We start from the raw sequence: 23,899 nt of genomic DNA, 5'->3' as shown, positions 1-23,899 counted from the left end.
ATGTTCGATAAAAAAACCAAACCAGCAGAAGGCCTTTTTGGCAAAATGAATAGAATTGCAGAAGGAACACAATTAAACGGAGACTTAGTTTCTGATTCTGATGTAAGAATTGACGGGACTTTAATTGGTAACATTACTTTAAAAGGCAAATTAGTTATCGGCCCAAGTGGTTTTGTCGAAGGAAATGTAAAGTGTCTAAACATAGATGTTGAAGGTAAATTTCTTGGAAAACTTGAAGCAATTGAACTCTTAAATGTTAAATCTAATGCAAACATTAAAGGAGATGTTATAGTTGGAAAACTTGGCGTTGAACCTGGAGCGAATTTTACAGCAACTTGCAGCATGAAAGGTTCAATTAAAAATATCAATGAAGTAAAAAATGGACCAAAACAAGAAGAAAAAACAGCCTAATAAATGGTTAGCACTAATAAACATTCCGATTCAAATGGGAATAATTATTTTTGCAGGAGTTTTTTTTGGAAATTATCTTGATGCAAAATTTAATTTAAGCCCTTTGTTTATAATACTATTCTCTTTAATTTCTATATTTATTTCGTTATATAGTATTTTTAGAAATTTAAAAAAAATTCAAGCCACAGATAATGATTAAAAAGTTTTTGATTTCAGTAGCCTATTTATTGATTATTTCATTAATTATCGGTTCAATACATTATTTTTTAATTAGAAACATAGAGGTATTTATTCCTATACAAAACATTTATTTTTTCAATTTCATAATGTCTCTTGTAGGACTTGGAATCCTTTATTTTATTTATGATAAATTCAGTGATTACGTAGGGTACACTTTTTTAGGACTTGGAATAATTAAGATGGCGCTTTCGGTCTCTTTTTTGATGCCTTTGATAAAATCTGACTTTGATAACAAAATTCCTGACACCTTAAGTTTTTTCTTTTGTTACTTTGTATTTTTAATAATTGAAAGCGTTTTTTTGATAAAATTATTAAACAAAAAAGAGTAAAATACAAAAAATGTAAAAATTATAACAATAACTTTTATTATTTTAATTAATAATGTACTTTTGCAAAAAAATTAAAACACTGTTTTATCTAAATATAGTTATGAAGATTTTTGGAAAAGTATTGAACATAGTTTTATTAGCTACTTTATTATTGGTTTCAACCAAAAGTATCGCTGGACAAGGTATTGAAGAAGCAGAGAAAGAATTTAATGCCACGGACTTAATTAATTCGCATATAGGTGATTCTCATGATTTCCATATTGCTGATTGGAATGGGCATCCAATATCTGTTTCATTACCCGTAATCTTGTGGTCTGAAAACGGATTAACAATATTTGGTTCTTCTGAATTTCATCATGATGATAACGGTATACATGTTGTAGAAAAGAACGGTGAGAAGTTTGTAAAATACAAAGAGGTAGTTTATTATGCTGACAAATTCGAAAATTTAAGCGAAGACGATAAAAGTGCCTTCAACTTTAGCGCAAGACCTTTAAATTTTTCTATTACAAAAAACGTGTTTTCAATGTTGCTTTCAGTAATAGTATTATTTTTATTATTCTATTCACTTGCAAGATCATACAAAAAAAACAACATGGCTCCAAAAGGATTAGCTGGTTTCTTGGAACCATTAGTAATCTTTGTTAGAGACGACATCGCTATTCCAAATATTGGAGAAAAAAAATACGCTAAATTCATGCCTTACTTATTAACAATATTTTTCTTTATATGGATTAATAATATGTTTGGACTTATTCCATTTTTCCCATTTAGTTCTAACTTAACAGGAAATATATACTTTACATTTGTTTTATCATTTATAACATTTTTAATTACATCATTTAATGCTAATAAAGATTATTGGGGTCATATTTTTGCACCACCAGTACCTAAAGCATTATATCCTATTATGATACCAGTAGAAATTATTGGAATGTTTACAAAACCTTTTGCATTAATGATTCGTTTATTCGCTAACATTACTGCAGGACATATTATTATTTTAAGTTTAATTTCATTAATTTATATATTCAAAACAACGTGGATCTCTCCAGTTTCTGGTGCCTTTGTGTTGTTTATGAGTGTTTTGGAATTATTAGTTGCAGCATTGCAAGCATACGTGTTTACTTTGTTGTCAGCACTATTTATTGGTCAGGCAGTTGCAGAACATGATCATCACTAAATTGAGTTTTATTAATTATTAACTAAATAAATATTTTATTATGGTATTAGCTGGAATCGGTGCTGGATTAGCTGTTATTGGAGCAGGAATCGGGATTGGAAAAATTGGTGGATCTGCTATGGATGCTATGGCAAGACAACCAGAAGTTGCTGGAAAAATTCAAACAGCAATGATTATTGCTGCTGCTCTTATCGAAGGTGTTGCACTTTTCGCTGTAGTAGTTGCTTTAATCGCTAAGTAATTAATCATCTTCTCACAACGGTTGGTTGTGAGAAGATTTTTTAAAAAAAGAAACAAAAAGTAAAATATATATATTATGAATTTAACTTCACCAGAAAGTTTAATATTTTGGACAAGTCTAATTTTTATTGTTTTCTTCTTATTAATGAGGAAACTTGCTTGGAAACCAATTCTTGGAGCTGTAAAAAGCAGAGAAGATTCAATTAATAATGCTTTATTATCGGCAGAAAATGCAAAAAAAGATATGCAAAATCTTAAAGCTGATAACGAAAAGTTATTAGCTGAAGCTAGAGCAGAAAGAGACATTATGATTAAAGAAGCACGCGAAATCAAAGAAAAAATGATTAGCGATGCAAAATCAGAAGCTCAAATGCAAGGAGAAAAAATGATCGAACAAGCTAAAGCATCAATTGCTAGTGAGAAAAATGCTGCTATTGCTGATTTAAAAAATCAAGTAGGTGCACTTTCTATAGAGATTGCTGAAAAGGTATTAAAAGGAGAATTAGCTAACAAAGAAGCTCAAACTAAATTAGTTGAGACTATGTTAGGCGATGCTAAATTAAACTAATTATGGCAGGTACAAGAGCAGCTATAAGATACGCAAAAGCGATACTTGATATTGCACAACTAAACAATAATACAGTCAATGTTACTAACGATATGACTTCAATAGTAAATGCTGTAAAAGATAGTAGAGAGTTAAAAAACTTTTTACAAAGCCCTATTATTAAAGGAGAAGTTAAATATTCTTCTTTAGTAGCAATTTTTGCGGCTGCACAAAAAGAAACTAAAAGCTTATTTCAATTGTTATTAGCTAACAAAAGATTTGAATTGTTACCAACAATAGCTTCAGATTTTCAAGCATTAGTAAATGAATTAAACGGTGTTGAGATTGCAAAGGTTACAACTGCTTTTCCAATTACTGCCGATTTAGAATTACAAGTTTTAGCAAAAATTAAAGAGTTTTCAAATAAGAAAATCACTTTAGAAAACATTGTTGACGAATCTATCATTGGTGGATTTATTTTAACAATGGGTGATCAACAATACAACGCATCTGTAGCAAGCAGATTACAAAATTTAAAAAGAGAATTTAGTTATTAATATTTATTGCACCTCAAGAGTGTACAAATTATAAATAAAATGGCAGAAATAAATCCAGCTGAAATTTCAGCAATATTAAAGCAACAATTATCAGGTTTTGAATCTGGTGCAACGTTAGAAGAAGTAGGAACTGTTCTACAAGTAGGAGATGGAATCGCACGTGTTTACGGATTATCTAACGCTCAATATGGTGAGTTAGTTCAATTCGATAACGGGTTAGAGGCTATCGTTCTAAACTTAGAAGAAGATAACGTTGGTGTGGTACTTTTAGGACCATCAACAGGAATCAAAGAAGGATCAAATGTAAAAAGAACACAACGTATTGCTTCTCTTAAAGTTGGAGAAGAAATAATAGGTCGTGTTGTAGATACATTAGGTAACCCAATTGATGGAAAAGGACCAATAGAAGGAACTTTATATGAATTGCCATTAGAAAGAAAAGCACCTGGAGTTATCTTTCGTCAACCAGTAACTGAACCATTACAAACAGGTATCAAAGCTATTGACGCTATGATTCCAGTAGGTAGAGGACAACGTGAATTGGTGATTGGTGACCGTCAAACTGGTAAAACAACTGTTTGTATTGACACCATTTTAAATCAAAAAGAATTTTACGATGCTGGTCAACCAGTATATTGTATATATGTAGCAATTGGGCAAAAAGCTTCAACGGTTGCATTAATCGCAAAAACTTTAGAAGAAAAAGGAGCAATGGCTTATACAACCATTGTTGCAGCAAACGCTTCTGATCCTGCAGCAATGCAAGTTTATGCACCTATGGCTGGAGCAGCAATTGGAGAATATTTCCGTGATACAGGTCGTCCTGCATTAATCATTTATGATGATTTATCTAAACAAGCTGTAGCTTACCGTGAGGTTTCCCTTTTATTAAGAAGACCACCAGGACGTGAGGCTTATCCTGGAGACGTTTTTTACTTACACTCTCGTTTATTAGAAAGAGCTTGTAAAGTAATTGCCAATGATGAGATTGCTAAAGACATGAATGATTTACCAGACGTATTGAAACCAATCGTTAAAGGTGGAGGTTCATTAACAGCTTTACCAATTATCGAAACTCAAGCGGGTGACGTTTCTGCATATATTCCAACAAACGTAATTTCGATTACTGACGGACAAATTTTCTTAGATGGAGATTTATTTAATTCAGGGGTTCGTCCTGCAATTAACGTTGGTATTTCTGTATCTCGTGTTGGAGGTAATGCACAAATTAAATCAATGAAAAAAGTAGCTGGTACCTTAAAATTAGACCAAGCTCAATATAGAGAATTAGAAGCATTTGCTAAATTTGGTTCTGACTTAGATGCAGTAACTAAAAATGTAATTGAAAAAGGTAAACGTAACGTTGAAATCTTAAAACAAGCGGTTAATGACCCATATACAGTTGAAGATCAAGTTGCAATTATCTATGCTGGTTCTAAAAATTTATTAAAAGATGTTCCTGTTGAAAAAGTAAAAGAATTCGAAAGAGATTTTATCGAATATCTTAATGCAAAAAACAGACCAACATTAGATGCTTTAAAAGCTGGTAAATTCACAGATGAAATTACAGATGTTTTAGGAGCAGCAGCTAAAGAGATTTCAGCAAAATATTAATTTATAAGTGAAAAGTAATTAGTGAGTAGTAACTAGCATAAAGCAACTAATCACTAATTACTAATCACTAATTACTTATAAAAGATGGCAAATTTAAAGGAAATTAGAAATAGAATTACTTCCGTTTCATCTACGATGCAAATTACATCTGCGATGAAAATGGTTTCTGCAGCAAAGCTTAAAAAGGCACAAGATGCTATTACGGCTATGCGACCTTATGCCGAAAAATTAACGGAATTATTACAAAACTTAAGCGCAACTCTTGAAGGAGATAGTGTTGGAAGTTTTGCAGATCAAAGAGAAATTAATAAAGTATTAGTGGTTGCTATAACTTCTAATAGAGGTTTATGTGGTGCTTTTAACACGAATGTTATTAAACAAGCTGTTATAGTTGGAAATTCTTATCCTGGAAAACAAGTTGATGTTTTTGCTATTGGTAAAAAAGGAAATGATGTTTTAGGAAAAAATTATAATGTAATTGACAACAAGAGTGCAATTTTCGATGATTTGACTTTTGATAATGTTGCAGCAATTGCTCAAGTTTTAATGGATAAATTTGAAGCAGGTGAATATGACAAAATTGAAATAGTTTACAATCAATTTAAAAATGCAGCTACTCAAATTGTACAAAGAGAACAGTTTTTACCTTTAGCACCAATTACTGGTGGTGAAGCAGTTTCATCTGATTATATCTTTGAACCTTCAAAAGAAGAAATTGTGTTGACATTGATTCCTAAATCATTAAAAACACAATTATACAAAGCAGTTAGAGATTCATTTGCTTCAGAACATGGTGCTCGTATGACTGCTATGCACAAAGCAACTGATAATGCTACAGAATTAAGAAATCAATTAAAATTAACTTATAACAAAGCTCGTCAAGCTGCAATTACTGGAGAAATTCTTGAAATTGTTGGTGGAGCTGAAGCTTTGAATAATTAGACGTAGCGTTAGCGAAGTCAAATTTTCCAATTGCGAAGCTTTAAATAATTAGACGTAGCGTTAGCGAAGTCAAATTTTCCAATTGCGAAGCTTTAAATAATTAGACGTAGCGTTAGCGAAGTCAAATTTTCCAATTGCGAAGCTTTAAATAATTAGACGTAGCGTTAGCGAAGTCAAATTTTCAAATTGTGAAGCTTTGAATAACTAATCATAGTTTTGAAAAGTTAAGTTTTATTAATTTATACACAAAAAAGAGTCAAAGTAATTTGACTCTTTTTTTATTTAATATATTTGTCAATACCAAAATCAGAACTATGCATAAATATATTTTTACTCTTTTTATTGTAATTGGATTTCAAGGATTCGCTCAAAACCTTCAGTTAGAACAAATCATGAAGGGGAATGAGTTTGTCGGAAATCAGCCAGAAAATCACCGTTGGTCTATTGATGGTTCTACTATCTATTTTGATTGGAATCCAAATAATGAAGTCGGAAATAGTACTTATTATTGGAATTTTACCTCAAAAGAACCTCAGGTTTTAAAGGATTCTGATAAAGAATTTTCAGAAATTGAGGATTCAAACCAAAAAGAATTTGAGACGGTTTATTATACTAAAGCAGGAAATTTATACGCTTTCAATAGAAAAAACAAAAGCATTAAAAAGGTTATCGTTGCTTCAGAAAGAATTTATAATGTAGAAAGAAGTAATAATCCAGCAATCATTTTTTACCAACAAAATAGAAATGTTTATCAATTAAACACTAACGATTTTTCAATAATACAATTGACAAATTTTAAATCAGGAACGGAATCTGAAGAAAAAGAAAAATCAAAAAACTATTTAGAAAAACAACAAAGTGAATTATTTCAATTTGTAAGAGATAATGAAGTAAAAGATGCTTGGTATGATGAAAAGTACAAACAAAATAAAGAAACCCTAATCAAAGAAATCTATTTTGGAAAATCATCTTTAGAACAATTAAAACCTTCACCAAACGGAAAATTTATTACGTTTAGGCTTTCAGATTATGCAACACAAACTTCTACTAAAGTCGAACATTTTATAACTGATGACGGTTATACATCAAATAAATCTGCACGTTCAAAAGTGTCAATAGATAATTTGAGTAAACATAAAATGGGAATTTTCAACATTGAAAAAGACACGGTTTATTATGTTTCGTTTTCAAATTTATCTGGCATTATGGATTATCCAGCTTATTATCAAGAATACGAAAATTTAAAAGACAAAGAAAAGATTGAAAAAGCAGTTGCAATGGTAAGTCCGGTTTATAACAAAACAGGAACAAAAGCAGTTTTCGAATTAAGAAGTCAAGACAACAAAGACCGATGGATTGTTCAATTAAATTTAAATTCAGGTGAAATTACAGAATTAGACCATCAACATGATGAAGCTTGGATAGGTGGACCAGGAATTCCAAATTACAATTATGGTGGAGGAACTTTAGGTTTTTTAAAGGATAATGAAACTATTTATTTTCAGTCAGAAGCATCAGGGTTTTCACATTTATATACTTTGAATTTAAACTCTAAAAAGAAAGTTCAGTTGACTTCTGGGAAATGGGAAGTTAAAGATGTAAAACTTTCACAAGATTTGAAAACTTTTTATATCACAACAAATACAAATCATCCTGGAAATAGAGAATTCTATAAATTAGATAGTGAAACCAAAAAAATGACAGCCATTTTAACGAATGATGGTGCTTATGAAGTTGAATTATCTCCAAATGAAAAACAACTTTTAGTTCGTTATTCTTATAAAAATAAACCTTGGGAATTATATGTTGCTGAAAATAAATCGAATCCAACTTTAAAGCAAATCACACATTCAACAACCAAAGAATTTGAAGCTTATGCATGGAAAAATCCAGACGTAATTACTTTTAAAGCTCAAGATGGAAATTCGGTTTACGCAAGAGTATATGAACCAAAAACTGAAACCAAAAACAAAGCGGCAATCATTTTCGTTCATGGTGCTGGATATTTACAAAACGCACATAATTATTGGAGTTCTTATCACAGAGAATTTATGTTTCATAATATGTTAACCGATTTAGGTTATACAGTTTTAGACATAGATTACAGAGGAAGTGATGGTTACGGAAGAGATGTTCGAACAGGAATTTATCGCCATATGGGAGGTTTAGATTTATCAGATCAATTGGATGGAAAAAAATATTTAGTCGAGAATTTAGGAATTGATGCCAATCGCGTTGGAATTTATGGTGGTTCTTATGGCGGATTTATCACTTTAATGGCTTTGTTGACTGAACCTGGTGAATTTAAAGCTGGTGCTGCTTTACGTTCGGTTACAGATTGGGCGCATTATAATCAAGGATATACAGCAAATATTTTGAATTTTCCAGAAACAGATGTTGTTGCTTTTAAAAGAAGTTCACCAATTTATTTTGCTGAAAACTTACAAGACAACTTGTTAATGTTACATGGAATGGTTGACGATAACGTACAATTCCAAGACGTAGTTCGTTTGTCGCAACGTTTTATTGAATTAGGAAAAAAAGATTGGGATTTAGCCGTTTTTCCAGTAGAAGCTCACGGATTTAAGGAAACTTACTCATGGATTGATGAATACAGAAGAATTTTAGATTTGTTCAACAAAAATTTATTAGAAAAATAATGGAAATCCTTGAGTTAACAACCAAAGAAGCAATGTTGGAGCAGTTGCCAATTATCCAACAATTGTATGCTGATTTTACTTTAGAAAAATACGAATCGCTTTTGGATGAAATGTTACCCATAAATTACAAACAAGTAATTGTTAAAGAAAATAATGAAACTTTAGGTTTGGCAGGATTTTGGATTGCCTCTAAATTATGGTGTGGAAGATATTTAGAATTGGATAATGTAATAGTTCATCCAAATCAGCGTTCTAAAGGAATAGGTAAAATTCTAACGAATTATTTAGTGAATAAAGCTATAGAAAACGATTGTACCATGGCAGTTTTAGATGCTTATACAACCAATTTTGCTGCTCAAAAATTTTATATCAATCATGGTTTTGTGCCTAAGGGATTTCACTTTGTAAAATATTTAAAAGAATAAAAATGAAAATAATTATAGCCTTTATTTTGATCGGAATTGTTTCGTGTTCAAATTCAAAAGATTTAGAACTTCAAAAAGCATCTGAGACAATTGACTATGTTTATTTCCAAAGATGGATTGCAGGTGTTCGTGGTGGTGGAAGCGGAGTCAATTTTCATGTAAATTTAAAAGCACCTTTAGAAAAAGATGTAATTTTAGAAAAGGTTCAATTTGAATCATACGAAGCTTCATTTGTCAAAATTTCTGAGACAAGTTATGTTGCTTACCTAAAAACTAACGGAAACCAAAATGATATGGTTTTAGATAGTAATCCAGAAAAAGAATACGGAAATAAAGCTCCAGATGTTACATTAAAACCCAATGAAGCTAATTTGTTTTTTACTAAAAATAGAGAAGAATTTGTAAAAAATATTCAAAACGTAAAAGAAAAACCAATGCTTGCATATCCTTCTGTAAAACCTAAAAATTAGTTACTTTTGCTTCAATATCAAAAACCAATACTTTGAGTGTATATAAAAGTCTTTTTAAACAAACCGCTATTTATGGCTTAGCAACTGTTTTGCCTAGAATGTTGAGTTTTTTATTGGTAAGACTACACACCGATTTAATGCCAGCTTCCAATTATGGTGAAATCACTACTTTGTTGGCCTATATGGTTTTTTTAAACGTACTACTTTCTTATGGAATGGAAACTTCTTTTTTTAGATTTTACAATAAAGAAGAAGATAAAAAATCAGTTATTGAAACTTCCAGCATTTCTGTTTTTTGGAGTTCTTTAGCTTTTTTAACAGTTGCTCTACTATTTAGAAATACGATAGCAAACCTAATAAAAACTGATGTTGAATATGTAATATATGCGATTTGGATTTTAGTTTTTGATGCGTTGAGCGTTATTCCTTTTGCAAAATTAAGAGCTTTACAAAAGCCTAAAACCTTTGCTATAATTAAGTTTATAAATGTTGGCTTAAACCTAATACTAAACGTATTCTTTTTATATTATCTTCCAAAAATAGCAAGTTCAAATCCTGATTCATTTTTAGCTTCTATTTACATTGAAGATTTTCAAATTGGTTATGTTTTCTTTGCCAATTTATTAGCAAGTTTAGTTACACTAATTTGTTTTATTCCTGATTATTTTAAGCTTAATTGGAAATTTAATTTAGAACTATGGAAGCAAATGCTAAAGTATGGTTATCCTATTTTAATTGCAGGTTTAGCATTTGGAGTTAATGAACATTTAGATAAAATATTATTAGATCTTTTTAGTGTTTCAAAAGCGGATATTGGTGCTTATGGTGCTTGTTATAAATTAGGTTTGTTCATGGTTTTATTTAGAACTGCTTATAGTTTAGGAATTGAACCTTTCTTCTTCAATCACGCTAAAGAAAAAAATGCAACTCAAACATTTGCAGACATAACTAAATATTTTGTGATAATTGGATCATTAATGACACTTTGTATAGTTGTATTTATTGATGTTTTGAAGATAATATTAATAGATAATCCAGAATATTGGCAAGCTATAAAAGTTGTTCCTTTAATTGTTTTAGCTAATTTTTTCTTAGGAATTTACACAAATTTATCTGTTTGGTACAAACTTACAGACAAAACCAAAATGGGAATGTATATTTCGATTATTGGTGCAATAATAACTTTAGCCTTAAACTTTTTATTAATTCCGATTTGGAGTTATATGGGAAGTGCGATTGCTACAATTTCAGCCTATGGAACGATGATGTTTATTTCGTATTATTTGGGAAATAAATACTATCCAATTCCGTACGACATGAAGAAAATTTTGAGCTATTTAGGAATTGCAATAGTTTTATCTGGAATCTCCTTTTATGTTCCAGTTCTACGAGAAACATATGTTTTCGGAATCTTATCTATTATCTTCTTTGGCTATTTTATTTATAAAAACGAAAAAGATGTCATTCTGAAAATAATTAAAAGAAAATAAAAAAACCTCATTTATCTAAAGTGATTAATAGTAATCAAAGTAAATAAATGAGGTTGAAATTCTTGTTTTTTAATGTTTCAACACATCTTTAATTCCGTTCAGACCTTCTGAAAATTCAGATAGCAAAGCAATAACTTGTGCCATTCTATCATCACCACCAACACCTTTTAAAAGTTTGTTTTTCATAAAAGTGGTTTTGATTTCATTCCAACGATTTTGTTCTTCTTCGGTTTGAATTTGCATCAATTCTTTCAACTTTAATAAATTGGCTTCTGCACCAGTTGTCAAAGTTTGTGATTCGTTTTGATAATGATTTAAAACAATTGCTTCCACTTCTTTTTCAGTTAAAATTGGTTGAATTTTTGCTACTAATTTATTCATATCACGATAAGAACCTTGTAATTTAAAATTAGGTTCATTTCGATAATCATCAGACATGGCAGCCGATTTTATATAAAGTGCATTCGCTTGTAAAACCGTATTTCTTACTTGCATGATTTTTTGTAAAACTTGTTTAAAGTCCTCCATTTCTTGTGAAGAAAAGTTGCCTTCTAAATCATAATTGGTATCATTTTGCTGAATAGCATCATACAACTTATATAAATTTTGATACGACGGTTGTGTTAATCGAACCATATATTCATTCGACATTAAAGCATTTTCAATCAAACTTAATTCGAATAAATCGCCTCTTGAACCTGAAATATCTCCTAAATTGTATGTGTCTGCTCTATTGGCCAACATATCTGGAATCTGGAATTTATCACCACTTTCCGTATACGGATTTCCAGCCATAACCAAGCAGAAACGTTTTGAACGCAAGTCGTAAGTTTTTGCTTCTCCATTATAAATTCCTTCAATTTTTCGTTGTCCATCAGCTAACGAAATAAATTTCTGTAAAAACTCCGGATTACAATGTTGAATATCATCTAAATATAACATCACATTATCACCCATTTCAAAAGCAAGATTTAGTTTTTCTAATTCTTGTCGTGCTCCAGCATTTTTAGCTTCACTTGGATCTGTAGAAGTGATGTCATGACCAATAGATGGTCCATTAATTTTCATAAAAACTAATCCCATTCGATCGGCTAAATATTCCATTAAGGTAGTTTTTCCGTAACCTGGTGGAGAAACTAATAATAACATTCCCATTCTGTCGGTTCGTTTATTTTCACCTAAAGCACCTAATTGCTTGGCCAAATTGGCTCCAATTAATGGAAAGTAAACATCATTAATCAATTTATTTCTAACAAATGACGTTAAAACTTGACTGGCAAATGTGTGTAATTTTACTTCTTTCTTTTTTACTTCTACCCAATGTTTTTTAAGTTGTTGTAATTCTAAGAAAGCAGGTTTTAATTTGGAATGAAAATAATCTAAACGTGCTGAGAATTCATAATAATCTAAGGCATAAGTAAGATTGCTTTCTATAGACTTTAAACCTTTAATTTCGACTGATGAACTGACATTTATAATCTGTTTCTTATGGAAATTTTGAGTCAATATAAAAGCAGCAACTTCTTCTGTGAAACTTTGAGAGAGAATAATGTTTTCATCAATAAAAAACGTTTTTAAGGCATTTTCTATGATATCATAACAAGCAGAAGGATAAGTGTATAATTCTTTAACTTGGTTAATAAAAACAACATCTTTTCCTCTTTCTTTTAAACTTTTGAAAAAGCGTTCGTATATATCACCAGCAATTTTAGAGATCGAGAAAGCTTTGCGATTTTCTTTCTTTAAATAAACGGCTGCTCTGTAAGATGAAGTTAAATCAAAACCATCAAAAGACTGATTGAATTCTTCAATTTTTTGGGATAATCGTTTATTTAAGTATTTAAATTGTTCTGTACTTGAAAACGTTTCTTTTAGTAATTGTACAGCATCAAATTGTTTTTCGTAAAATTCTTTGTCTGCATCATTAAGGAAAAACCAAAACAATTGTGCCAAAGCTCTTTCAGAAGGTGTGTATTTTAAAACACCCAATTCATTATTAATTTGTTGTAAGTTTTGTAAAAGAACCAAAGCATCTGTATCGTGAACTCCTTTGACTAATCCTTCACCAAAATGAGCTGCCATAAAATCTTGAGCTCTTTGTATATTTACAGATTCTGGAACAATATTTTCTTCTTGCAAGAAAAGTTCCCAAGCCATGTATTCGTAGCGTTTTACTTTTTGGTTTTCAGAAATATATTCTTGATTCCAAACCTCTTTATATTGTGCAATTTCTTCAAATTCAACAGCTTGATAAAAATTTGTCCCTGTTAAATGATAGAAATATTCTTGATCTTTTAAAACCAACGTTAAATCTAATTTTTGCTTGTTGACGGCAAATTTATAATCACCAAAAGCAATTACAGCATCACCATCTTCATAGATTTCGTTTTTGTCTTTTAATTTTCTAACCGATTCTTGTTGTGCTGTTTTTAATAAAGTAGATACTTCTTCCGCTTTATTGGTGTCGTTTAAATCCTTTAATTGATTGGCAATATCGCGTACCTTTTCAATCATTAAATCGGAAGCAAAATAACCGTTGATTTCGGTTGCTGTTTCAAAAGAAGCAGCTTTATTTTTTACACCTTTTAAAATACGTTCAGCCGATTGAAACAACATGGTAGTTCGTTTGTTTCTAGTTTCGGTTAATTGAACGCTTTTGTTTTGAAAATGGCCATAAACTTCTTCTCTTTTTTCGCCAATTTGTTGAATGAAATCATCAAAATCTACAAATTTAGCTTCCATTTCTTCTAGTTGAATGGAAAGTTTGTTTAAATAATCATCACATTTTTCTGAAGTGTTGGCTAATTCTAAGAAATTGATAACCGCTTGATCAAAAAGAGTAATTTGCGCTTTAAAATCGGCAGAAAGTTCTTTTCCAGAAATTTGTCTTTTCTTGTTGTTTAGCTCAATTCGTTTTTGATTAATTTGCGCAAAAATCAAGGAAATATTTTCAATAATTTGTGTCGAATGCGAAGCGTCTTCAATTTTTAAATTATTGACAATATCTACTAGTAATTCTAATTGTAAGGCCAATTCATCAATATCTTCTCCAAGCGTTTTGGCATCAATTGTCTTTTTTAAATCGGCAATTTGTTCGTTAATCAAAGTCACTTTATCCTGATAAGGAACTAAAGCATTGTCTTGTAAAAGGAACGAAACACAAGCATTGGAAAGTTCGTCAGCTCTTTCTTGTAATTGTTTTTCTAAAGATTCAATTAGAGCAATATCAGCATATTTTAATTCTTTAGCACTAATTAATTCACCGCGCAAAGCTCTAATTTGAGCTAAAATAGCAATAAATTGATCCAAAGATTGATATGAAATAGTACTTGTATCAGATAAAATTTTTTCGCACTTTTCCTTTAAATTAGCTATGGTTTGAGCTGTTTTGTTTTTTACTTCTTGCGCTTTTTCAAATTCATTTATGGCTGCATGAGCAATTTTTCTAATTTCGAGTAAAGGCTCATTTAACTGATGAATTTCTTTTTCACCTAAGAAATAATAGCTGTCTAAAATGATCGTAGCTTGCTTAACAATGTCGTTATATAAACCAGAATACGAATCTTTTTTTGACAATAAAATATTCAGTTCTTGACATTCAGCCATTACACGAACTAAATCTTTATTTCCAATTTTATATAATAAATTAGATTTTAAAGAGTCATCAATTGTAATTTCTTTAGTGAAAGGAGTTTGCCAAATTTGAATTAGATGATGTTTTGTTTCTTCATCAGATTTAAAATAGGCTAATTTTCCATTATCAAACAAGGTGAAACCATTACAATTAATAGGAGTTTCTATTGTTTGTTTAATAATATTGTACGGAATTAAAAGATAATCATGAGATTGTTCATCATAGAAAACAAACATAAAATTTTCACCATTAATACCTAAGATTCTACGATTGAAATAGACAGGTTTGTCTTCTGTTGCAATTACTTTTATTTCACCTGTTTGCAAGGCATATCCGTTTGGATAAATCACACCTTGGTTTTCAGGCAAAAGTATAATCGAATATTGAAGAGAATCTACTCTAACTACTTTCTTTTCTTTGTGATTATAAATAAAAAAACGTTCCGCTTCTTGGTACGGTTTAATCTTAAAAATGACTAAATTATTATAGTCGAAATAATGAATTTCAGCATCATCAAGCGTTTGATCTTTGTGAACAACATCTTCGCTATAAATACCTTTTCCAGAACTGGTGTTATCTTCTATTTTAATGGTAATATCACCACCAATAGCTTCCACAAAAACTTTATCAGCTAATGAAACGTGCGGATGACTTCCAGTACGTTGCATGTCACGTGTAACTTTCGTCCAAGTAAATTCTTGTTGGTTGGGATATTTTACTTCTGCAGCGCTTCTTGCATCAACAAAAGTTAGTGTATTATCTTTAATTAACCATTTAAACGCTTTAATATCGGAAGGACTATTCGATAATTGAAACACAAAATACAAATAGTTTTGCGTAATATGAAAGCGAACAAAAATTGTATTTCGGTAATATTTGTAAAGATTTTTGAATTCTTCTATAAAAATTTCATCTTCTATAAATTCAATGGGTTGAGGTTCAAATCTATTGTCTTTTAGCAAATAAGCTGAAAAAACATCGTTCAAATTTATTTCTGTTCGTAATCCTAAATGCGTGTTGTGTCCAACCAAACAAAGTCTTCCTAAAGAAAAAATATCTTTGATATAACAACTTTGATCCGTAGAAATACGTTCGTTGGCAATAAGCGAAAAATCAACACCTCCAAAAACCTTTTTACGATCCTCGTTTAACGATTGAATGCGTTGAATTAAATTATCTTTTTGCTCATTCAATCGGTTTTGAATGATTTCGTATGTACCCGTATTTAATTTATCGTTGCTCATTAATTTTTTGGTAAAATTTTTAAAAGTCTTTATTAAAAAAACTTTAATTAGCTTTAAAATGAAGAGAAAGCAAGTGAAAACAAAAACTATTCTCTACCTAAAAAGTAGAGAATTAGTTATCGTTTGTAATAGAATTAAATTTTACTTTAAGGGTTTGTTTTCGATTCCTAAATGTTGTGCCATATTCATAGCTCTAGATAAAATACCTTGTTCGTTATCGTTAGCAACTCCTTTTAATTGAAAAATTAACGAAGCAACACTCAAGTTTTTAATATCTTCTGAAGATATTTTATACTTTTCAACCATGTTCATGACTTTCCCGATAAGGTTTTCATCACCATCGTTACTAATTAAAGCTTGTTTAACTAATTGAGCGTTTTCACTATGTTGAATGAATTTATCGATTCCTTTACCAGCAGAAATTTGTCTTATTACATTGTCGAAGAAAGAATGATCTCCACCAACAATGTCAATGTTTGCCGTTTTGAAAGCTTCAGCTAATACACTAGCTTGTGCTTGAGCAATATCTTTTTGGATTGCAATTTGTGCTAATTCTACTTCTTTTTCTTTAGCTAATGTTAATCTAAATTCTTCATGCTCTTTACCAGCATCGTTTAGTTTTTTCATTGCTTCTGCTTTTTCTGTAATTCCGGCTGCTTCTGCAAATGCTTTTTCTCTGATAACTTCAGCTTCAGCTAATCCTTCTTGTTTGTTTGCTGCTGCTTTTTTCTCAATAATATTTGCTTCTACATAACCTTGTTTCTCCATTGCTTCCGCTTTGGCATGCATGACTTGTGCTTCAGATAGACCTACAGTTGCTTCTTCTTTTGCCAAAGCTTCTGCAAGGATTTTACGAGCATCACCTTCTTTTTCTGCAGCATCACGTTTGGCTTGTGCTTCGATAACATATTTTTGCGCGTCTTTTTCGGCCGATTGTTTACGAGCTTCAGCAGCACGAGTTAAAGTAATTAAGTTTTCTTCCGCTTCACGAGAGGCAACAATTAACTGTACTTGTTTCTCTCTTTCTGCAGTTTTTAATGCTTCAACATCTAAAATACTTTGTTGTTCTTCTACAACTGTTTTTTCTTTCACTAAACGTTCACGAATAACATCTTGAATGTTTTTCTTTTCAACTTCGACCGCTTTATCTTTTTCGATATCTGCTAAAGCAACTACTCTTTCTCTTTCTGTAGCTTCTAACATTCTGTCTTTTTGAACTCTTTCAGTTTCAACTAATTCAGCTCTTTCTTTATTTTTAGCAGCAATTACTACTTGTCTTTGTTTATTTTCTTCTGCTATTTGAAGCGTTTCTTCAGTTGAAATTCTAACCGTTTCAGACTTTAAACGTTCTTCTTCCGCAACTTTTAAGATTTCCGCATTTTCTCTAGACTGAATATTAGAAATTTGTCTTCTCTGTTGTTCTTCTTTCTCAGCTAGTTGTTTTTCTAATTCAAGAATCGTTTCTCTAGCTTCAACATCTTGTTTTTTGATGGTTTTTTCTTCATCTCTACGAACTAAATTCGCCTTAATGTTTTGCGTAGCCGTTAGCTCAGTGATTTTTTTAATACCTTCTGAATCTAAAATATTGTCTTTATTAAGATGTAAAATAGACGTTTGTTCTAAATTATCAATAGCACAATCATCTAAAACATAACCATTTAAATCTGTACCAATGATGTTTAGGATTTCTTGTCTAAATTCTGTTCTAGCTTCATATAATTCAATGAAATCGAATTTTTTACCTACTGTTTTTAGGGCTTCCGAAAACTTCGCTTCGAATAATTCTCTTAAAGTTGCAATGTCAGAAGCTCTTTGGCAACCAATCGTTTGACCAACATTCACAATATCATCAACCGATTTATTTACACGAACAAAGAATGCAACTTGTATATCCGCACGCATATTGTCTTTACAGATTAATCCGTCTTTTCCTTCTCTTGAAATTTCTAGTTTTTTTACAGAAATATCCATGTGTTCTAAACGATGAATAACAGGAATTACAATACCTGCATTGAAAAACACTTTAACTCCACCATAACCAGTTCTTAAAAGGACAACTCCTTGAACGGTTTTTTTGTACATGGATAAAACCCAGAATATTAAGCCTAAAAATGCAATAATAATAACTGCAAGCGTAACGTAAAATGTAGTCATAAAGTTTGTTTAATTAAATTAATTTGTTGTTAAAGGTATTTAAATTTCGTAAGATTTTTCAACAATATAGAATTTTTTATCAGGATTTTCATTTACAATGCATGCTTTTTCACCAATTTTTAAAAGAGAACCATCCTTACTTTTTACTAAAAGTTTAATAGGATCTTTATTGATTACTAGCTCGAGCATTCCTAATTTATCATTTTCAATAGTTGATTTTAATATTCCAATTCGCCCTAAATAATCATGAGCAATTTCTCCTTTATGATTGATTTCTTTAAAAATTGGTTTTAAAGGCAAGCTAATATATTTAGTAAAAAACAGACTTGCAAAAAATGCAGGAAGAATTGTGATAAAATACATCCAATAAGGTAAAGGAATATAGTAACTAATATTTACATTAATTAACCAAGTGAATAATAACACAAGAGTTATAAAAAAGGTAATAGGTATAATATCTAGATTCAGAAACTTTAAAAACTGAATAAATGAAGATGGATCATTTGGAACTTCAACCATTCCGTCAGGAGTATCAAAATCAGCATCTACATCCGCATCAAAATCTATATCATAATCTCCTACACCAGTAACTATAGTCATTACCCAATAGAAAACACTCAAAATTAATAATATTGAAAGAATGCTATTGGCCGGATTAAAGGAAACTTCTATTAACTCTTCTAGGTTCATTTTAGTTTGCGTTGAATTGTTCTTTTAGTTTTTGCAGTTCACTTGCTGCATGAGCATCTGAAGTATCTACTGCAGCATTAATTTCTTGATCTATACTTTTGGAAGAGTTTGCTATATCGCTATAAGCATCTGCCAAAGCTTCTTGTTGTAAAACCTTGTCTTTCATTTTTTCTAACATAGAAATGGTGCTATCAGAATCAATCTGAGTCATTTTTTTGTTGATATCTTGAGTAGCTTTACTTACTTGAACGCGTGCTCTAAGTGTTTTTAATTCACCTTCCCATTTCGAAATTGTAGATTTAAGCGTGTTGACGTTAATTTGCATTTTTTCAACATCACTTACTAATTTTTCGTGTTCCTTATCTGCAATTTGTGCGTCTAATAAAGCTTGTTCTTTCTTTTTTAGCGCTTCTTTTGCCAATCTATCAGCTTCCTCAATTGGCATTTCTTCTTTCATTCCTTTTTGGACTAAAAGCATTGCCTTATTTTGATAATCTCCAGATTGTGTAACCAAAGCTTCTTTTTCGTTATTTCTACGAATTGATAAAGCTTTTACTTGAGCCATTGCTTGAATGCTTTGGTCTAGTTGTTCTTTCATTTCACGAATACCTTGTTCCGTCATTTTTATTGGATCTTCAAGGCTTCCAATAGCAGAATGTGCTTCTGCTTTTCCTATTCTAAAAAGTCTTTTAATAATGTTCATAATACATAAAGAATTATAATGTTAATACTACGTTTTTTTTTCGAATTATTTAAAAATTAGAAATAATATTTTAGTTAAAAAACAAACTAGATTAAAAATAAAATATACCATATTGAAAATCAGTTTTTTAAATTTAATTATTTACTAAATGATATCATTTCAGTTGAATACTCACTTATAAGTAAGCTCAACGAATTTAATGTTGCAATCAATTCATTTTCGTTTAAGTTCTCTGTTTGAAGTGTGTCTCTAAAAATCACTTTTTCTCCAGATTCATCTAAAACAAATGCACCATGAACAATATCTCTATTTTTAATTAGCAACTGTTTGTGTACTTCATGCTGATTATTTTTGCAACGAAATAAAAATTGTTCGATAATTAGAATTTGTGGTGCAATTACAATCATCATGTTTTTGATTCCTTCATTTTCTTTTTCAATGATAAAGGATTGATGCTCTTCATTTTCTAATTGAATATTGTACTCTAATTCGAGCAGCCAATTCTTTACTTTAGAAAACAATTTTAAGTGTTCCATAAATTGATAGTTAGGTTAGTTGATTTAACAAATGTAGAAAAAAAAACCAATATTGCAAATATTTTTAGCAAAATAATGATAATAACTTTGTATATTTGTAAAAAATAATAGCAAAATGACGTATTTTGGAACTAATTTAAAGAAAATAAGACAAATAAAAGGCCTAAGTCAACAAGCTTTTGCAGAACTTATTGATTTAAACAGAGGTGTGATAAGCTCCTATGAGGAAGGACGTGCCGAGCCAAAGATTGAAACTCTTTTGCGAATTGCAACTTATTTTGGCATTCCAACCGATGACATTATTTCAAAACCACTTACGGTAAATCAATTATCTAATTTTTCTTTAATTGAAGCAAGTATTTCTGCTATAAATAAACAAAAAGAACCAGAATTACAGGAAATCACTTCAAATGGTGATTTAAAAAACATCGAAATGCAAAAAATATTTGCACATTTTGATTTTGTATTTATTGTAGATGAAAACTTAGCTGCTAAAAGCGTTTATGAAAAAGAAGCTGTGTTGTTTTTAAAAGAAATTAAAAATAACGACTTAACCATAGATAATTACTTAACTTCAGAGAAAGGAAAGGTTTCAATTTCTGATATATTTGTCCCTAATATAAAAAATTATGCAATTGTTGGTGTTTTGGGAAGTAACTCAAATACCAATCAAAACACAATTTTAAAACGACTAAACTTACTTGAGAAAAAGGTTTTTGGAAAATAATTCATTTTTAATTGCCCAACAAAAATCTAAAACCGACTATTTATCTTTATTTTTTTTAACTTTGAAACTTATAAATAAGCGTTAAAGAACTTTGGAAATAATTTATTTTCAATAATCAAGAAAAAATGAACATCAAAATAATCAATAAATCTCAACATTCATTACCTAATTACGAAACAATTGCTTCTGCAGGAATGGATTTACGTGCCAATTTAACAGAACCTATCACCTTAAATTCTTTAGAAAGAACTATTGTTAAAACAGGACTTTTCATTGAATTACCAATTGGTTACGAAGCACAAGTTAGGCCAAGAAGTGGCTTAGCTGCTAAAAAAGGTATCACCGTTCTAAATTCACCTGGAACAGTTGATGCAGATTATCGAGGAGAAATCGGTGTAATTTTAGTAAATTTATCTAAAGAACCTTTTGTAATCGAAAACGGTGAGCGAATCGCTCAACTAATCATAGCTAAACACGAAAGAGCAGAATGGCTTGAAGTGGAAGAATTATCAGAAACATCAAGAGGAGAAGGTGGTTTTGGAAGCACAGGAGTAAAATAAATTTAATAATTAAAAGATTAAAGAATTTAAAGATTACGCATGAGTAATTTTTAAATCTTTCAATCCTTAAATCTTACAATATATATGAAAATAATAGTACCAATGGCAGGTCGTGGTTCACGTCTTCGCCCACACACATTAACAATTCCAAAACCATTAATTCCAGTTGCAGGAAAACCAATCGTTCACAGGTTAGTGGAAGATATTGCTGGTGTTTTAAACCAACCTATTGATGAAGTAGCTTTTATCATCCACGAAAGTTTTGGTGAAAAAGTAGAAGAAGAATTAGTAGCAATTGCCCATAAATTAGGAGCAAAAGGAACAATTTATTATCAAAATGAAGCTTTAGGAACTGGTCATGCGATTATGTGTGCCAAAGACTCTTTAAGCGGACCAGCAGTTATTGCTTATGCTGATACATTAATTCGTGCCGATTTCGATTTAGACAAAAATGCAGATAGCGTAATTTGGGTAAAACAAGTAGATAAACCAGAAGCTTTTGGTGTTGTAAACTTAAATGATAATGGAGAAATCATTGAATTAGTTGAAAAACCAAAAGAATTCGTTTCTGACTTAGCTGTGATTGGAATTTATTATTTCAAAAATGTTGCTGTCTTGAAAGACGAATTGCAATTAGTTATAGATAATAACATCATTCATGGTGGAGAATATCAAATTAATGACGGAATTAAACAAATGATGGCAAAAGGCATGAAATTTGTACCAGGAAAAGTGGACGAATGGATGGATTGCGGAAACAAAGACGTAACCGTTGATACAAACACCAGAATGCTTGGTTTTTTACATTTTGATGGAGAACATTTAATCGATTATGATGTAAAACAAGAAAACTCAACAATTATTCCACCGTGTTATATTGGTGAAGATGTTGTTTTAATTAACGCTACAGTTGGACCAAATGTTTCTTTAGGAAAAGGCTGCCACGTTATTGATTCGACTATTAAAAATAGTTTGGTTCAAACACATGTACATATAAAAAATGCCAATTTAGACAATGCTATGATAGGAAATCATGCTTCATTTGATGGTGACTTTACAAGTATTAGTATTGGAGATTATTCAGTTTTAGAATAATTTTCAGACGGTTAGATTATTAGAAAGTTAGATTTTTTAGATAGCAACACCTTTTAAACTTTTAACCTCATAAACTTTTAACCTTTAATAAGATAATTAATAACTTAATGAATAGATTTATAACATTTTTGATGCTTTTTATAACTTTTAGTTATAACCAAGTGTCTTTTGCTCAAGAAATGCCAAACCCGGAAGAAATTGCTGCGGTTGACGATGCTTTTGAAAATAATTTTTACGACGCTTTAACTCAAAAAGCCATTGAAAATTATGATAGAGCCATCGTTTCTTTGCAAAAATGTTTAGATAAAGAAGCAAACAATCCAGTTATTTATCATGAATTAGGAAAGAATTATTTTGCTTTAAAAAATTATGCTGAAGCTCAAAATGCCTTTCAAAAAGCAATTGATTTAAATCCAAAAGAACGTTGGTATTGGAATGGCTTGTACGATGTTTTTTATGAAACAAAAGATTATAATAATGCTATTAGAATTGTGACTAAATTAATTGAATTCAATAAAGATTTTCAAGATGATTTAGTTTCTTTGTACATGTACACTAATCAAAAAGACAAGGCATTAGCGTTGTTAAATGATATGGAACAAACTACAAATTTGTCTCAAACTATGGAGTATTACAAATTACAATTAGAAAGAACTCCAGAAGTTAACAAGCCTCAAAAAGACGATTTAGAAAAAGAAATTCAAAAAAATCCTTTAGTTGAACAAAACTATATTGATTTAATTTACAAATATTCCGAATCTAATAACGAAGAAAAAGCGTTCGAAGTTGCTAAACAATTAGCCGAAAATATTCCAAATTCTGATTGGGCTCACGTGAGTTTAGTTAAGTTTTATTTGAACAATAATGATGGTCAAAACGCAACAACATCAATGTTTAAAGTTTTAGAAAGCACTAAAATTGACAACAAAATAAAACACCGAGTTTTTAATGAATATTTGATTTTTGCTTCAAATAATACTGAATATGCAATCAATTTAGAAAAAGCAATTACCATTTTGGATGAAGACAGATCTATTAATGTTAGTAAAGAAGTGGCTAAATATTTTCTTAAGAAAAACAAGTTAGATGAAGCAGTTTTATATTTTGAAAAAAGTATAGAAAATCAACCAGAAGATTTTGAAAGTTTTGAATTTCTAATGCAATTATTAGTTCAGAAAAAACAATTTGAAAAAGTAGATAAATATGCTAATCAACAATTAGAACTTTATCCAACTCAAGCCAGTTTATATTTTTATTCTGGAATAGCTTTGTTAAATTTAAATAAAACTAAAGAAGCTATTAATAAATTAGAAGAAGGTGTTGATTATGTTGTTGAAAATCCTAATTTAGAAAAAGAATTTTACACACAATTAGCTAAATCTTACGAAAAATCAGGAGATTTAAAAAAGAAAGAAATGTATTTATCCAAAAGTCAAAACGTAAAATAA

21 protein-coding genes are annotated in these 23,899 nt (G+C 30.2%); 16 read left to right on the top strand and 5 right to left on the bottom strand.

Features of this window, described 5'->3' with window-relative positions; all coding sequences use genetic code 11:
• The 12 genes from G507_RS0112120 (at position 1) to G507_RS0112060 (ending at position 11,108) form a co-directional block, all read left to right on the top strand.
• The gene (locus tag G507_RS0112120) at positions 1-411 is read left to right on the top strand and encodes a bactofilin family protein (protein WP_026717729.1); all 411 of its coding nucleotides are present in this window, start codon (positions 1-3) and stop codon (positions 409-411) included.
• Positions 380-610: an AtpZ/AtpI family protein gene (locus tag G507_RS17570; RefSeq protein WP_026717728.1), complete on the top strand. Its 231-nt coding sequence runs from the start codon at positions 380-382 to the stop codon at positions 608-610. The genes G507_RS0112120 and G507_RS17570 overlap by 32 nt, the downstream gene beginning before the upstream one ends.
• Before the next feature lie 470 nt (positions 611-1,080).
• Complete coding sequence (atpB, locus tag G507_RS0112105; RefSeq protein ID WP_026717726.1) at positions 1,081-2,163, top strand: F0F1 ATP synthase subunit A; 1,083 nt, start codon at positions 1,081-1,083, stop codon at positions 2,161-2,163.
• Positions 2,164-2,203: 40 nt separating this feature from the next.
• The gene (gene atpE, locus G507_RS0112100) at positions 2,204-2,404 is read left to right on the top strand and encodes an ATP synthase F0 subunit C (protein ID WP_026717725.1); all 201 of its coding nucleotides are present in this window, start codon (positions 2,204-2,206) and stop codon (positions 2,402-2,404) included.
• Positions 2,405-2,479: 75 nt separating this feature from the next.
• Positions 2,480-2,971, top strand: coding sequence for a F0F1 ATP synthase subunit B (locus tag G507_RS0112095; RefSeq protein ID WP_026717724.1), 492 nt, complete (start codon positions 2,480-2,482; stop codon positions 2,969-2,971).
• A gap of 2 nt (positions 2,972-2,973) precedes the next feature.
• Positions 2,974-3,507, top strand: coding sequence for an ATP synthase F1 subunit delta (gene atpH, locus G507_RS0112090; protein WP_026717723.1), 534 nt, complete (start codon positions 2,974-2,976; stop codon positions 3,505-3,507).
• Between the two features lie 39 nt (positions 3,508-3,546).
• The gene (gene atpA, locus G507_RS0112085) at positions 3,547-5,121 is read left to right on the top strand and encodes a F0F1 ATP synthase subunit alpha (protein ID WP_026717722.1); all 1,575 of its coding nucleotides are present in this window, start codon (positions 3,547-3,549) and stop codon (positions 5,119-5,121) included.
• Positions 5,122-5,205: 84 nt separating this feature from the next.
• Positions 5,206-6,063, top strand: coding sequence for an ATP synthase F1 subunit gamma (gene atpG / locus G507_RS0112080; protein ID WP_026717721.1), 858 nt, complete (start codon positions 5,206-5,208; stop codon positions 6,061-6,063).
• Positions 6,064-6,377: 314 nt separating this feature from the next.
• Positions 6,378-8,723, top strand: coding sequence for a S9 family peptidase (locus G507_RS0112075; RefSeq protein WP_026717720.1), 2,346 nt, complete (start codon positions 6,378-6,380; stop codon positions 8,721-8,723).
• Complete coding sequence (locus G507_RS0112070; protein WP_026717719.1) at positions 8,723-9,148, top strand: GNAT family N-acetyltransferase; 426 nt, start codon at positions 8,723-8,725, stop codon at positions 9,146-9,148. Before G507_RS0112075 ends, G507_RS0112070 begins: the two co-directional genes overlap by 1 nt.
• A gap of 2 nt (positions 9,149-9,150) precedes the next feature.
• Positions 9,151-9,618, top strand: a complete 468-nt coding sequence (locus G507_RS0112065; protein WP_026717718.1) for a hypothetical protein — start codon at positions 9,151-9,153, stop codon at positions 9,616-9,618.
• Positions 9,619-9,650: 32 nt separating this feature from the next.
• Positions 9,651-11,108 (top strand): lipopolysaccharide biosynthesis protein, encoded by a 1,458-nt coding sequence (locus G507_RS0112060; protein WP_026717717.1) that lies wholly within the window; start codon positions 9,651-9,653, stop codon positions 11,106-11,108.
• Between the two features lie 69 nt (positions 11,109-11,177).
• Here G507_RS0112060 and G507_RS0112055 read toward each other — a convergent pair whose 3' ends face one another.
• The 5 genes from G507_RS0112055 to G507_RS0112035 all read right to left on the bottom strand — a co-directional run bounded on the left by G507_RS0112055 (position 11,178) and on the right by G507_RS0112035 (position 20,069).
• Positions 11,178-15,986 carry a DNA repair ATPase gene (locus G507_RS0112055; RefSeq protein WP_026717716.1) on the bottom strand — a complete coding sequence of 1,603 codons (4,809 nt, stop codon included), beginning with the start codon at positions 15,984-15,986 and terminating at the stop codon, positions 11,178-11,180.
• A 141-nt stretch (positions 15,987-16,127) separates the two neighbouring features.
• Positions 16,128-18,140 (bottom strand): flotillin family protein, encoded by a 2,013-nt coding sequence (locus G507_RS0112050; protein WP_026717715.1) that lies wholly within the window; start codon positions 18,138-18,140, stop codon positions 16,128-16,130.
• A 39-nt stretch (positions 18,141-18,179) separates the two neighbouring features.
• Positions 18,180-18,830, bottom strand: a complete 651-nt coding sequence (locus G507_RS0112045; protein WP_026717714.1) for a hypothetical protein — start codon at positions 18,828-18,830, stop codon at positions 18,180-18,182.
• Position 18,831: 1 nt separating this feature from the next.
• The gene (locus tag G507_RS0112040; RefSeq protein WP_026717713.1) at positions 18,832-19,533 is read right to left on the bottom strand and encodes a PspA/IM30 family protein; all 702 of its coding nucleotides are present in this window, start codon (positions 19,531-19,533) and stop codon (positions 18,832-18,834) included.
• Positions 19,534-19,670: 137 nt separating this feature from the next.
• Positions 19,671-20,069 carry a hypothetical protein gene (locus G507_RS0112035; RefSeq protein ID WP_026717712.1) on the bottom strand — a complete coding sequence of 133 codons (399 nt, stop codon included), beginning with the start codon at positions 20,067-20,069 and terminating at the stop codon, positions 19,671-19,673.
• A gap of 115 nt (positions 20,070-20,184) precedes the next feature.
• Here G507_RS0112035 and G507_RS0112030 point away from each other — a divergent pair, with 115 nt between their 5' ends.
• From G507_RS0112030 to G507_RS0112015, 4 genes are all read left to right on the top strand, one after another.
• Complete coding sequence (locus G507_RS0112030; protein ID WP_026717711.1) at positions 20,185-20,796, top strand: helix-turn-helix domain-containing protein; 612 nt, start codon at positions 20,185-20,187, stop codon at positions 20,794-20,796.
• 125 nt (positions 20,797-20,921) lie between these two features.
• Positions 20,922-21,356, top strand: coding sequence for a dUTP diphosphatase (gene dut / locus G507_RS0112025; protein WP_026717710.1), 435 nt, complete (start codon positions 20,922-20,924; stop codon positions 21,354-21,356).
• Positions 21,357-21,440: 84 nt separating this feature from the next.
• Positions 21,441-22,451 (top strand): sugar phosphate nucleotidyltransferase, encoded by a 1,011-nt coding sequence (locus G507_RS0112020; RefSeq protein ID WP_026717709.1) that lies wholly within the window; start codon positions 21,441-21,443, stop codon positions 22,449-22,451.
• A 107-nt stretch (positions 22,452-22,558) separates the two neighbouring features.
• Positions 22,559-23,899, top strand: a complete 1,341-nt coding sequence (locus G507_RS0112015) for a tetratricopeptide repeat protein (protein ID WP_026717708.1) — start codon at positions 22,559-22,561, stop codon at positions 23,897-23,899.

Source organism: Flavobacterium gelidilacus DSM 15343, assembly GCF_000422685.1.
GTDB classification, from domain to species: domain Bacteria; phylum Bacteroidota; class Bacteroidia; order Flavobacteriales; family Flavobacteriaceae; genus Flavobacterium; species Flavobacterium gelidilacus.
This window is presented reverse-complemented; position numbering and strand designations above follow the sequence as displayed.